Origin of the sequence: Paenibacillus sp. FSL R7-0331, assembly GCF_000758645.1 — a bacterium.
Lineage (GTDB): Bacteria > Bacillota > Bacilli > Paenibacillales > Paenibacillaceae > Paenibacillus_AQ > Paenibacillus_AQ camerounensis.
In genome coordinates this window covers 554,234-567,402 of sequence record NZ_CP009284.1, presented here as the reverse complement: position 1 = coordinate 567,402, position 13,169 = coordinate 554,234, and the positions used below count along the sequence as shown (strand labels likewise).

Here is a 13,169-nt window from a genome sequence, read left to right as displayed (position 1 = left end):
CTGATGACTGCAAACGGAGCAATGATTCCTTACGTACGGGGCAACCTGTACGATTAACGATAACAATAGAGGTGGAGAAGCATGATACAATCCTATGAACGCGATACCCAATTAACACTGCACTTGTACCGGGTTTTTGCCAAGTCGTTCAAGAGCATCAATGAGCATGCCGTTACCGGAAGCAAGATTGAGGGCTTCAATCCGACAGCTTTTGCTGTTATGGAGGTTCTGTATTATAAGGGGCCTCAGCCGATCCAGCAGATCGGAGCCAAGCTGCTGCTGCAGAGCGGGAACGTCACTTACGTAATTGACAAGCTCGAGGAACGCGGATACCTGCAGCGTAAGCCTTGCGCCAACGACCGCCGTGTGATTTTTGCTGAGCTGACTACAGAAGGCGAACAGCTGATGAGCGAGATGTATCCAAAGTACTCGGAACGGCTGCACCTGGCTTTCAGCGGACTGAATGATGAAGAGAAGGAACAAATGATTGTTCTGCTCAAGAAGATGGGCCTGCAGGCCGAGAAGCTATCACCGCTGCCCCGCAAATAACCTATAGGCAAATCAGATATTGTGAATCAATTCACTATTTAAGCTTGCCTATAACCTTAGAGAAACGGCTGCATTGTCCTGACGGACGGATGCAGCCGTCTTTTCATGCTTCCTTCAGCTTCGTTGTTTCTTCCCCCAGTGAAGGCACGCCGCTGTGCAGGCCCGAAGAAATAATCAGGGACAGGACGGCAAATACGGCCATCACAATGAACAGGGAGTGCAGTCCGCCCTCCAGTGCCCCGTGCAGGCTGCTCCAGGCATCCCCGCTCAGGGTGCTGCCGCCGTGCGGGTTCAGCAGCTTATTAATATCCGCCCCGCTGACCGCACCGGTCTGATCCGCCAGCTGGCGGTTAATACTGAGGTTAAGCCAGGACCCGAACAGCGCCACTCCGACTGTCTGGCCGAGTGAGCGGGTGAACGTATTCAGCGCCGTTGAGGCGCCGCGCTGTTCATGCGTAACCGATGACTGGGCGATAATCGTAAATACGGTAGAGGCATAGCCGAAGCCCACACCGCAGAACAGCATCAGGCACAGGAGCAGCAGCTGTGAAGAAGCGGCCGTCATAAATATAAGTCCTACCGCACCTGCGGTAATCAGGGATAGTCCCAGCATGCCTGTCCGGCGCGCTCCGGCACGGAGAATCAAGCGGCCGCCGGCGATGGAGCCGAGTGTCCAGCCTACGGACATCGGAGCCAGCAGCAGGCCGGATAGCGCTGCACTCCCACCGAATACGCCCTGTACCCACAGCGGCACATAGGTGGACAGGCCGATAATCAATGTACTGACGAGCAGATTAGCGCCTGTGGATACTGCAATATTACGGATAGAGAACAGCGACAGCGGCAGCATCGGCTCCGGCGCACGCCGTTCTACGAACAGGAATATCACCAGCAGAATAACCGCGGTTCCCAGCAGGCCAAGCAGCAGCGGAGAGGTCCAGGCCAGATTCTGCCCGCCGGCCGTAAGGCCGAACAGCAGTGCACCTACACCTGCCGCGAACAGCAGCACCCCGGCTACATCAATCTTCGCTGCCCGTCTTATCTTCTCTTCCTTCAGGTAACGGGCAATAAACAGAATCGACAGCAGACCAAACGGCAGGTTAAACACAAATACCCACCGCCAGCTCAGATAATCGACCACATAGCCGCCAAGCAGCGGTCCGGCGAGCGATGATATTCCCCATACAGAGCTCAGCAGCCCCTGTGTCTTGGCCCGTTCTTTAATGCTGTAAATATCACCGATAATGGTAAAGGTCATGGGAATGAGTGCTCCAGCCCCAATCCCTTGAATAGCCCGGAACAGGATCAGCTGCCCCATGCTCTGTGAAAGACCGCACAGTAAAGAGCCCAGCAGAAAGACAACCGCTCCGCCCATGAATACCGGTTTGCGGCCGATCAGGTCACTCAGCTTGCCGAAGATCGGCGTAGTCACAGCCATCGTCAGCAGATAAGCGGTAAAAATCCAGCTCAGCCACTGGATGCCCTGAAAATCACCGACTATCGCCGGCCCCGCCGGCCCTGTAACAGTCCCCTCTATGGCAGCCAGAAAAGTGGCCAGCAGAACCCCTGTTAAAATAAGCTTGCGCTCTGTTTCTCCTGGTGTATTCAATGAAATTCATATCCTCTCTATATTCTGTCACTGCGCAGCAGGGCAAACAGCGCGGTATCCTGAAAACCGGAGGCTGTGTGCCGGTACTGCCGCATTATCCCTTCCTCTGAGAAGCCCAGCGCGCGGAACAGCCCCGCTGCCCGGAGATTGTCAGGATGGCACAAGGCCTCAATCCGGTTCAGTCCCATTGTGACGAAGCCGAATTCCAGCAGGAGCGCAAGCGCCTCCCGCATATATCCCTGCCCCCAGCAGGAAGGAGACAGCTCACACCCCAGCTCCCCCCGGTAAGCCCCCGCCAGCTGCCATTGATTAAAACCGCAGCTGCCGATAATCTCTCCGCCCGGAAGAACAATGCTCCAGCGCAGGCTCTCTTCCTCCCGGGACATCTGCAGCAGCAGCTCAATCAGCTGCTCTGCTTCAGCGGCTGAGGCCAGCGGCGGGGCATCCAGCCACAGGCCGACTGCCGGATGCGTCCATATCTCATACAGCACCGCTGCGTGAGCAGCTGAGAGCGGACGCAGGCTGACTCTTGCCCCGTACAGTGTCGGTATGATCCCGGCGCTTTTGTACACCTGCCTCGTCCCCCTTCATTTCTATTAAGTATACATCAAATGTCAGGAATGCTCCTTATCATTTCCAGGAGACTCGCCGCTAATAAAAAAAGCGCCTGCACCAGGCATGATTTCATCCTGATACTGACGCGTTCATTGCTTTACTTAGCCAAAAGCCGGAATTAGCCTGAAGCCTTCGCTGCTGCCTGGGCAGGAGTGAGCACCTCAGAGCACAATACCTGAAGCTTCACCTGAATATCCTTGAACTCTTCTATCCCTGTACCAGTGATACTGAACGCATCGCCATGGGCTGTAAGGAAGTTTTCCTGAGTGAGCCGCTCCAGTTCCTGCTTCACCTCGCGTTCCGCCACCCGGTATCCCAGCTTCTCAAGTTCGGGCAAAGTATCTGATAATGTTAGGTCCTTCTCATGTGCGATATAAAGCATATGGATTCCTATGAACAAGTTCTGTACATCGGCGCGCATATTCTACTCCTTCCGGCCAAGAGCCTGTGATATATAATGCATTACCCTGACAGGAGGGAGCGGAAACACGGTTGCTGCTCCAGATAAGGTGTCTATTGTGAGCAATGCAAAATTACGGTAATGCTTGACGGGGTGAGTATGCGTGTACTATGTTCTTAATTACAGTTATATTTCATTACTGATTTAAGGTACAGGAAGGTGATGCTTCATGTTTCAGGCAATGCCCTATGACGGGACACGCAGCGAACGGTTTGAAGCTGTGCTGTCACAGCTTGCAGCACTGATTGACGGAGAACCGAGTGTGGTTGCCAATCTGGCAAATGCTTCTGCGCTGCTAAAATATTCGATGCCGGATACGAACTGGACCGGATTCTACTTATTTGACGGTAAAGAGCTTGTTCTTGGACCTTTCCAGGGGCTTCCGGCCTGTATTCGTATTCCGCTGGGCCGCGGGGTCTGCGGCACCTCTGCGTCTGAGCGCCGGACTCTTGTAGTAGACGATGTTCATGCCTTCCCCGGCCATATCGCCTGCGATGCCGCATCGAACAGTGAGATTGTGGTTCCTCTTGTCAAGGAAGACCGGCTGCTGGGAGTGCTTGATATTGACAGTCCGCTCAAGCACCGCTTCGATGACGAGGAGCGGCGTTTTCTGGAGCGTTTTGCGGCCATGATTACCGAAGTAATGTAAAAGTAATGTAGACGGTGCAGCACAGATAAGGCCGCCGCAGATTCAGGTAACTCCCTGATCTGCGGCGGCCTCTTTTGTTCCCGGGAATGCTAATTATCTGACCGGATTGATTCTCCAGATTTCAGCCGCATAGCGGCTAATCGTATTATCGCTGGAGAATTTGCCGGAGTGGCCGATATTGACGATCGACTTCTTCAGCCATTCACGCTGATTGCGGTAGGCAAGGTCGATTTTGACATGAGTCTCTACATAGCCTGCAAAATCCTTAAGCACAAAGAATTCATCATTATTATCAATCAGCGACTGATACAGTGTATCAAATTCCTGGGTATTGCAGCAGATCGGTCCGGGCGTCACCAGCTGATCCAGCACTTCCTTAACACGCCCGTCGCCGTAATAGATATCGCGGGAATGATAGCCGCCGAACTGATGATAATCCATTACCTGCTCCGCCCGCAGCCCGAACAGGAACATATTGTTGTCACCGACCATTTCATGCATCTCCACGTTTGCCCCGTCCATCGTACCGATAGTCAGTGCACCGTTCATCATAAACTTCATATTCCCGGTACCGGAGGCTTCCTTACTGGCTGTAGAGATCTGTTCACTGACATCAGCGGCCGGAATAATCTTCTCAGCCAGTGAGACCGAATAGTTCTCCAGGAAGAAGATGCGGATCTTTCCCTTAATGTCCGGGTCATTATTCACTACGTCTGCTACTGTGTTAATCAGCTTGATGATCCGCTTGGCAAGATGATAGCTCGGCGCCGCCTTCGCCCCGAAGATAAAGGTACGCGGTACCATATCCATGGACGGGTTATCCTTCAGCTGATTATACAGGTGCATAATATGCAGAATGTTCAGCAGCTGGCGCTTGTAGGCATGCAGCCGTTTGACCTGCACGTCAAAGATTGAATCCGGGTCAACCTGAACCCCGTGCTTCTTCGTGATATACTCAGCCAGCCGCAGCTTATTGCGCCGTTTGATGGCCGCTACCTGCTCCTGGAAGGAGGCATCCTCACTATATTTAATCAGGCCGATCATTTCCTGCGGCTGATGAATCCAGCGTGTACCGATTGAATCATTGATCAGACGGGTCAGCTCAGGATTGGCGTGCATCAGCCAGCGGCGGTGTGTAATGCCATTCGTTTTGTTATTGAACCGGTGCGGATACATCTCATTGAATAAGCGCATTTCACGCTTCTGCAAAATTTCAGTATGCAGTGCGGCTACCCCGTTAACACTGTGGCTGGCTACAATCGCAAGGTTCGCCATACGCACCTGATCATCATGAATGATCGCCATCTGGTTAATCCGGTTCTGATCGCCCGGGTATTTGCTCATCAGCTCACCGCAGAACCGGGCATTGATCTCCTCAATGATCAGGTAAATCCGCGGCAGCAGCTCCTTGACCATATTCATCGGCCATTTCTCAAGCGCTTCGCTGAGAATCGTATGATTCGTATATGAAACCATGCGGGTTGTCATATCCCAGGCCGTGTTCCAGCCGAGGCCGTGCACATCCATCAGAATCCGCATCAGCTCGGGAATCAGCAGGGTCGGGTGCGTATCATTGATATGAAGCGCCACTTTGTCCGGGAGCGCTTCAATCGGTGCTCCGGTCTTGCTGAAGGTGCGCATAATACTTTGAACACCAGCACTACACAGGAAGTACTGCTGCTTCAGGCGGAGAAGCTTGCCCTCGTACTGTGAATCATCGGGATACAGGAATTCGGATATGGATTCCACCGAGCGTTTGTATTCCAGGAATTTGTGATAATCCGATCCGGCAAGTGATCCTGACATCCGGGATGCCGGAGTAATCGATTCAGCACTCCAGTTACGCAGTGTATTAACATGCTTGCGGTCAGCGCCTATAACCGGCACATCATAAGGGACCGCACGTACGGCCTCATAATCCTTGTGCTCAAACTTCAGCTCGCCGTTCTCCTCACGGGTTTCGATCCGGCCCCAGAAATGGACCTCAACCTGCTTATCTTCCCGGCGAACCTCCCACACATTATCGTTCTGCAGCCAGTAGTCAGGCAGCTCTACCTGATAGCCGTCGACAATCTTTTGCTCAAACAAACCGTATTTATAACGGATGCCGCAGCCGTGGCCTGCATACTGCAGGGAAGCAAGTGAATCAAGGAAGCAGGCAGCCAGCCGGCCGAGACCGCCGTTGCCAAGTCCTGCATCCGCTTCTTCCTCCTCCACATCACGCAGATTGAAGCCCAGCTCTTCAAGGCCGTCCCGCACTACCTCCAGAACACCCATATTGAGCAGATTATTGCCCAGCAGGCGGCCGATCAAAAATTCCATTGAGAAGTAATAGACCTGCTTCTGCTGGCTAACCTTGTATTTCTGATTGGTCTCTGCCCAATTCATCCCTGCATTCTCACGGATCATATTACCTAGAATCTTGTACACGTCACCATTCGATGCTTCTTCCAGCGGCTTGCCGAGTTTACTGATCAATGTCTCACGGAATACTTTCTTGAAGCTTTCTTTGTTGTTAAACAACAGCAGGTTCCTCCAGTCGGATGTGTATTTGTATGAGATACATGGCCTCTATGGAAAGTCAGGACCAGCCGGGCTGCTGTAGCACACAGCCCGGCTGATCCTGGGGTTAAATTTTGCTGCTCTTGGCGATGACAAACGGACGTTTGCTATCCCCGACGAGTATCCTGTCCTTGCTGAGATGTACGTCTTTATCCATAATAACATTCTCAATGACCGCATTCGCCTCAATCACACATTTCTGCATAATGACGGAATTGACGATTCTTGCTCCCTCACGGATCTGCACGCCCCGGAAAATCACGCTGTTCTCGACGGTTCCGCCGATGATGCAGCCGTTGGCCACCAGGGAATTGGTTACGTTCGCGCTGTCCAGATAACGGGTGGGGGCTTCATATTTAATCTTGGTCTGTACCGGATTTTCCTTAAACAAACCAAGATAATTCTCCTGTTTAAGAAGCTCAAGGCTATTCTTATAATAGCTCTCCAGTGAATTGATAACGGCATGATAGCCCGTATACTCATAGCCGGCAATTTTGAAGTTGGCCCGGTTCTTCTGAATCACATCACGGAAGAAAAAGCTCTCCCCGTGTGCAATGCAGTATTCCACCTGCTCAAGGAATAATTTCTTTTCCATGATAAAAATATCCAGATACACGTTAGGATGATGCTTCTCCTGATGAATCTCAGTAACGAAGCTGTCATCGTTCATTTCAACCCGCAGGCAGGCATCATGCTCAGGCTGAAGCTGGTCAATAGCTTTGTAGACAAGCGTGATGTCGGCTCCTTTTTCCAGATGGTACTGGAAGACATCCTGCAGATCAACGGTATTAATATGCTGGCTTCCCGAGAAAACGATGTATTTAGCCGATGCTCTTTTGAAAAAATCAAGATTGTTATGGTAATGCTGGAGGTCCCCGATTGAGGTATCCGTCGGATCGTTCCAGTCAGGAGGCAGAATGAACAGCCCCCCATGCTTGCGGTTCATATCCCAGGACTTGCCGTCTCCGAGATGGTCCATCAGTGAACGGTATTTGCGGCGGACGAACAGCCCGACACTCTCCAGCTCCGCTCTCATCATATTGGACAGAACGAAATCAATCAGCCGGTAACGGCTGGCAAAAGGCACGGCCGCCCCGCAGCGGAAATAGGTTAATTCGTTCAATTTGTCCAGTTCATGATCAAGATTAATTACGCCCATAAGCTCTTTCATCGCGGTCACCGTCCTCTGTATTTATATGGTTTTGGCTGCAACTGATTTGCGTTTTTTGCTACGATTGTCGATCAGCAGAATCTCATCCTCATTCTCCCGGTCATTGCCGATCTCCATATAATCTTCGATAACCGTATTTTCGCTGATGATAGCTTTATGAATACGTACGTTCTTCCCGATCTTCACCTTGGGCATAATAACAGAGTCCGTAATGACGCTGCCTTCGCCCACTTCCACACCATAGAACAGCACAGAATGCTTCACTTCTCCGCGCACAATGCAGCCCTCATTAATAATGCAGCTGGACACTTTGGCTTCCGGGGCCACATATTGTGCAGGCTGGTTAGGGTTGCGGGTAAAGATGCGCCAGTTCGGATCATTCAGATTCAGCGGCGGATGATCACTCAGCAGATCCATGTTGGCTTCCCAGAGGCTGGTTACCGTACCTACGTCTCTCCAGTATCCTTCAAAAGGATAAGCATACAGGGAGTTGCCGTCCTCCAGCATCAGCGGAATGATATCTTTCCCGAAATCATGTGAGGAATCCGGCTTCTCGCCGTCCTCCAGCAGATGCTTGCGCAGAGCATCCCATTTAAAAATATATACACCCATCGAAGCCAGTGTGCTCTTCGGTTTGGCGGGTTTTTCATCAAACTCGTAGATTTTGAGGTCTTCCTCGGTATTAAGAATGCCAAAACGGCTGGCCTCCTCCAGAGGAACGTCAATAACGGAGATCGTGCAGTCCGCATTTCTTGTCTTGTGATACTGCAGCATGGCGTTGTAATCCATTTTGTAAATATGGTCGCCCGACAAAATAAGTACATGCTCGGGATCGAACTGGTCTACAAATTTCAGATTCCGGTAGATCGCGTCAGCCGTTCCGCGGTACCAGCTGCTTCCGTTTTCCCGTTCATGCGGCGGCAATACGAATACACCGCCATCCTTACGGTTCAAATCCCAGTCACTGCCTACTCCAATGTATGAATGCAGAACCAGCGGCTCATATTGCGTCAGCACGCCAACCGTATCAATTCCCGAATTAGAGCAGTTGCTCAGGGGAAAATCAATAATCCGGTAGGTTCCTCCAAAATACACAGCGGGCTTGGCAAGTGATTTGGTCAATCCCTTCAGCCTTTTCCCTTGGCCTCCCGCCAATAGCATAGCTACCATTTCTTTTTTCTTCATGGAAGAGCCTCCTTGACATATGGGTAATAAAACATGAAATAAATGAGGTTTGGGTACATCTGATTCCAAAAAGAAGAGTGCATTAAAAGAAGTAAATGAAAAGAAATGTGCCAGAAAAGGAAATTTGATTAGATGACAAACGGGGAAAACACAAGGATATGTATCACACTGCCGGAATGATAAAAAAACAGCTAATCATCCGGTGGGTATCCTTATTGTAAAGTGTTCTAGGCCCGTCGTCAAAACCCTTTTATATGACCAGCAAAAGTTAATTTTTCCGCTATTTTCTTTCAATACTGACATTTACAGCATGTATATATAAATTAACCATAATGATTAACCCTGAACTGCATTTCCGAATCGTTTTGTGCGTGATATTCAGCAAACGTTCAACCTGATGTGTCATAATATAGCCATCTCTATACGTAAACGGAGGAATTAACCATGAAAGCTGCCCAAGGCGTACGCCTGTTGCTCGTTGATGACGAGCCTCATATACTCCAGTTTCTGGAACTTGGCTTAACCAATGAAGGCTTTGAAGTGAAAACCGCACCTGACGGGGCAAGCGCCATCGCTGCTGCTGCTGATTTCAAGCCGCATGTGGCTATTCTTGATGTGATGATGCCCGGGATGGACGGTTTTGAGGTATGCCGCTACCTCCGTTCGGAGGAGGCGGAAATCGCCGTTATTATGCTTACGGCCAAGGACGAAGTCGATGACCGGGTTAAAGGCCTGTCTATCGGAGCGGATGACTACATGATCAAGCCGTTCAGCTTCGATGAGCTGCTGGCCCGGATTCAGGCCCGGCTGCGCAATCAGTTCCCCGGCCTGCTCGGCGAGGTCCGCTGCGGCCCGTTCCGGATCGACAGCAGGCGCAAGGAACTCCGGTTCAGGGACGAGGTGCTGGAGCTTTCCCCGACCGAATATGAGCTGCTGCAGTATCTGGTGATCAACCACGGCCTGGTGCTGAGCAAGCCGATGATTCTGGACAAGGTATGGGGCTATGACTTTGGCGGTGAAGAAAATATCGTTGAAGTCTATATCCGTTCCCTCCGCGAGAAGCTGGGCGATAAGGAGCACCGGATTATCCGTACCCTGCGCGGAGCGGGTTACCGGGTAGACCTGTTATGAGAAGAAACATGTCCGGATTCTTCCGCCGGCTCCGCTCACCGCGCTCCCTGCGCAAGCAGCTGCTGGCAACCTCCCTGCTTATTCTCTCAGGCCTCCTGCTGCTCATCGGAGTCCTGCAATACGTGCTGATGCGCAACTTCATCTACAGCAACAGGGCGGAATCAATGGAGGCCCAGCTGCGGTCTGTGCCGCGGGATTTTTTTTACCGGCTTATCTCCGGAGATTTTTCGAATCCTTTTGGCGGCGGCGGCAGCCTGCCGGGGAACAGTCCGTCAAGCCAGCGCAACGGCGAGGGAGGGCGCCCGCTGCTGCTGGATGCGCATACGACCATTGCCGCATACAGCTCAGACGGCACCTTTACCGATTTGCAGAAGGATACCCTCTCTGATTCTGCCGCTCCGCAGCTGACTAATGAGCAGTATAATGAGCTGCTAACCCATACGACAGAGAAGGCAACCGGAAGCTATAGGCTCATCACAGCCTCGGACGGCAGCCAGCATCTTGCAGTGTTCATGGATCTGGGCCGGCCCGGCAGCAATAAAATTTTGCTGCAGATGAGTGTCGGGACGGGTCCGCTCAGGGATGTAATCGTGCAGCAGCTGCTGATTTTCGCTGCACTGGCGGTAGTCGCCCTGCTGGCGGGCCTGTTCCTCTACCTGCCTGCACTGCGCAAGACACTGGTACCGTTATCTAATATGGGTGAAGCCGCCCAGCGTATTGATGCCGGCAATCTGGATGTGCGTTTCCCTGTAGATCAGGGGCAGACGGAAATTGACAAGCTGTCCCATTCCTTCAACGGAATGCTGGAACGGCTGGAGGTCTCCTTCCGCAGTGAGCGTGAAGCCAAGGAGCAGATGCGGCGTTTTGCCGCCGATGCCTCCCATGAGCTGCGGACACCGCTCACCTCCATCCACGGCTTTCTGGAAGTGCTGCTGCGCGGAGCAGCAGACAATAAAGAGCAGCTCTATAATGCGCTGAACAGCATGCATGGTGAATCTAAACGGATCAACAAGCTGGTGGAGGACCTGCTGCTGCTGGCCCGGATGGACTGGGCGCCCCAGCTTAGAGTTAAAGAGCTTCAGCTTGACGGGATTATCGGGGAAATGCAGCCCCAGCTGCTGGTGCTTGCCGGCGGCCGCAAGGTAACCTTTGATATTGCCTGCGGCATCCGCGGGATGGCTGATCCTGACAAAATCAAGCAGGTTATTCTCAATCTGTTCCATAATGCCGTGCAGCATACGGATAGCGAAAAAGGCGCCATTCATCTCTCTCTCCATGCGAGAAATGCTGAGGCAGAGCTTACAGTGAGCGATAACGGCTCAGGAATTTCAGCCGAGCATCTGCCGCATGTCTTTGACCGCTTTTACCGCAGCGATTCATCGCGCACACGCAAATACGGCGGATCGGGCCTGGGATTATCCATCACCAAGTCGCTTGTTGAGGCACACGGCGGAGCCATCCGTGCAGAGAGTACGCCCGGTAAGGGAACCTTCTTCAGAATCACTCTCCCCTGTCTGGCAGAATAGTAGCTTATAAGCTGTAATTAACGTTATAATAGTAAGCACTACATCATTTTCAGGAGGTTAACGTTATGTATGAAGTTGCTGTTATCGGAGCCGGCCCCGCCGGTGCAAGTGCCGCCCTGTTCACTGCCAAGGCAGGCAAGCAGACACTGCTGATTGATAATGATAAGGGCATGACCCGCAGAGGCTGGTATGAGAACTATTATGGCATTGCTGAAATCGGCGGCCCTGATCTTGTTGAAACCGGACATAAGCAGGCGGTTAAATTCGGAGCGGAGCTGGTTGCTGATCAGGCGGTTAACCTCACAGCCGGCAGTGAAGGATTTACCATTGAAACGGAAAGCGGCGCTACTTACGAAGCGAAGCATGTCATTCTGGCAACAGGCGTGCTAACCGATCTTGCCGCCAAAGCCGGTGTGGCAACAAAGGACGGCACAGAGCCGAGAATCAAAACGGTAGTAGCGGTTAATGCAGAGGGCAAAACCAATGTTGACGGAATCTGGGCAGCCGGAACAGCTGCCGGTGTCAGTGTACACGCTATTATTACTGCCGGAGACGGAGCAAAGGTTGCCATCAACATTATCAGCGAGCTGAATGGTACAAGATATGTGGACCATGATTTGCTGAAGGCTTAGTCCCTTTGATGCGCAGAATGATATACAGCTCAGCAGTCTGAGCAGCAAGAGGCCAGCCGGTAATCCGGCTGGCCTCTTGCATTACTACTTATTAAGCTGCGCTACTCTGGGTTCCTGTACTGCCTGCTGCGGCCTGCCTTCATAGAACTCCTGCACAATGTAGAGCGGACGTCCTTTGGTCTCATCGTAGATCCGGCCGACATACTCACCGAGAATGCCCAGCATAATCAGCACGAATCCGTTAAACGTCAGGGTAATGCCAATCATTGATGCCCAGCCTTTAACGGCAGCATCCGTAAAAAGCGCAAGATACAGCACATACATCAGATACAGAAATCCGCTGGCCGACAGCAGGGCTCCCAGGTAACCAGCGAGCTTCAGCGGTTTATACGAGAAGGAGGTAATGCCGTCCAGCGACAGCTTGATCATACGCTTCAGCGGATATTTGGTTTCTCCGGCCAGGCGCTCATCACGTTCATACTCTATAGCCTTCTGGCGGAAGCCGACCCAGCTGACCAGGCCGCGGACAAAACGGTTTTTCTCCGGCAGCCGTTTGAGCTCTTCACACACCTTACGGTCAATCAGCCGGAAATCGCCGGTATCGACCGGGATAGAGATGTCGGTGGAATAGCGCAGGATGCGGTAAAAGGCGCTAGCCGTCCATTTTTTGAACAAGGATTCCCCGTTTCTCTTGATGCGCTTGGCGTATACAACCTCGTAGCCCTTCTTCCATTCCTCAATCATCGTCAGAATCAGCTCCGGCGGGTCCTGCAGGTCAGCATCAATAATAATGACCGCATCCCCCTGCGAGTAGTCCATCCCGGCAGTGATAGCAATCTGGTGCCCGAAATTACGGGACAGGTCGATCAGCTTCACACTCTCATCCCAGTAGCTGTACTCCTCTATCATCTGAGCACAGTTATCCGTACTGCCGTCATTTACAAACAGCAGCTCATAGCATTCACCGGTTGTGCCCATTACTTTTTTGATCCGCCGGTACGTCTCCTGAATTACAGCCTCTTCATTGTACATCGGTATAATGACGGAATAGCGCACGTTGATACTCATGGGCAGCTCCTC

At 52.0% G+C, this 13,169-nt stretch carries 12 protein-coding genes; 5 read left to right on the top strand and 7 right to left on the bottom strand.

Features of this window, described 5'->3' with window-relative positions:
• The first annotated feature begins 81 nt into the window (after positions 1–81).
• Complete coding sequence (locus R70331_RS02505) at positions 82–549, top strand: MarR family winged helix-turn-helix transcriptional regulator (RefSeq protein WP_042172592.1); 468 nt, start codon at positions 82–84, stop codon at positions 547–549.
• A 103-nt stretch (positions 550–652) separates the two neighbouring features.
• Here the strand turns inward: R70331_RS02505 and R70331_RS02500 are convergent, their stop codons facing one another.
• The 3 genes from R70331_RS02500 to R70331_RS02490 all read right to left on the bottom strand — a co-directional run bounded on the left by R70331_RS02500 (position 653) and on the right by R70331_RS02490 (position 3,194).
• A complete protein-coding gene (locus R70331_RS02500; RefSeq protein ID WP_042172591.1) occupies positions 653–2,158 on the bottom strand; it encodes an MDR family MFS transporter in 1,506 nt (501 codons plus the stop codon).
• 17 nt (positions 2,159–2,175) lie between these two features.
• Positions 2,176–2,730, bottom strand: coding sequence for a GNAT family N-acetyltransferase (locus R70331_RS02495; protein ID WP_042172589.1), 555 nt, complete (start codon positions 2,728–2,730; stop codon positions 2,176–2,178).
• A gap of 161 nt (positions 2,731–2,891) precedes the next feature.
• On the bottom strand, positions 2,892–3,194 hold the full coding sequence (locus tag R70331_RS02490) for a hypothetical protein (RefSeq protein WP_042172587.1): 303 nt from the start codon (positions 3,192–3,194) through the stop codon (positions 2,892–2,894).
• A 208-nt stretch (positions 3,195–3,402) separates the two neighbouring features.
• Here R70331_RS02490 and R70331_RS02485 point away from each other — a divergent pair, with 208 nt between their 5' ends.
• The gene (locus R70331_RS02485) at positions 3,403–3,882 is read left to right on the top strand and encodes a GAF domain-containing protein (protein WP_042172585.1); all 480 of its coding nucleotides are present in this window, start codon (positions 3,403–3,405) and stop codon (positions 3,880–3,882) included.
• A 93-nt stretch (positions 3,883–3,975) separates the two neighbouring features.
• Here R70331_RS02485 and R70331_RS02480 read toward each other — a convergent pair whose 3' ends face one another.
• The 3 genes from R70331_RS02480 to R70331_RS02470 all read right to left on the bottom strand — a co-directional run bounded on the left by R70331_RS02480 (position 3,976) and on the right by R70331_RS02470 (position 8,800).
• Positions 3,976–6,405: a glycogen/starch/alpha-glucan phosphorylase gene (locus R70331_RS02480; RefSeq protein ID WP_042172584.1), complete on the bottom strand. Its 2,430-nt coding sequence runs from the start codon at positions 6,403–6,405 to the stop codon at positions 3,976–3,978.
• A 106-nt stretch (positions 6,406–6,511) separates the two neighbouring features.
• Positions 6,512–7,615 carry a glucose-1-phosphate adenylyltransferase subunit GlgD gene (glgD, locus tag R70331_RS02475; protein WP_042172583.1) on the bottom strand — a complete coding sequence of 368 codons (1,104 nt, stop codon included), beginning with the start codon at positions 7,613–7,615 and terminating at the stop codon, positions 6,512–6,514.
• A 21-nt stretch (positions 7,616–7,636) separates the two neighbouring features.
• On the bottom strand, positions 7,637–8,800 hold the full coding sequence (locus R70331_RS02470) for a glucose-1-phosphate adenylyltransferase (protein WP_042172581.1): 1,164 nt from the start codon (positions 8,798–8,800) through the stop codon (positions 7,637–7,639).
• A 444-nt stretch (positions 8,801–9,244) separates the two neighbouring features.
• Between R70331_RS02470 and R70331_RS02465 the strand changes: the two genes are divergently transcribed.
• The 3 genes from R70331_RS02465 (at position 9,245) to R70331_RS02455 (ending at position 12,089) form a co-directional block, all read left to right on the top strand.
• Positions 9,245–9,931, top strand: a complete 687-nt coding sequence (locus R70331_RS02465) for a response regulator transcription factor (protein ID WP_042172580.1) — start codon at positions 9,245–9,247, stop codon at positions 9,929–9,931.
• The gene (locus R70331_RS02460; protein WP_042172579.1) at positions 9,928–11,457 is read left to right on the top strand and encodes a sensor histidine kinase; all 1,530 of its coding nucleotides are present in this window, start codon (positions 9,928–9,930) and stop codon (positions 11,455–11,457) included. The genes R70331_RS02465 and R70331_RS02460 overlap by 4 nt, the downstream gene beginning before the upstream one ends.
• 65 nt (positions 11,458–11,522) lie before the next feature.
• Positions 11,523–12,089, top strand: a complete 567-nt coding sequence (locus R70331_RS02455; protein WP_042172578.1) for an FAD-dependent oxidoreductase — start codon at positions 11,523–11,525, stop codon at positions 12,087–12,089.
• Positions 12,090–12,173: 84 nt separating this feature from the next.
• On the opposite strand, the gene R70331_RS02450 is transcribed toward R70331_RS02455, so the two are convergent.
• On the bottom strand, positions 12,174–13,157 hold the full coding sequence (locus tag R70331_RS02450; RefSeq protein ID WP_042172577.1) for a glycosyltransferase family 2 protein: 984 nt from the start codon (positions 13,155–13,157) through the stop codon (positions 12,174–12,176).
• Between the last annotated feature and the right edge of the window lie 12 nt (positions 13,158–13,169).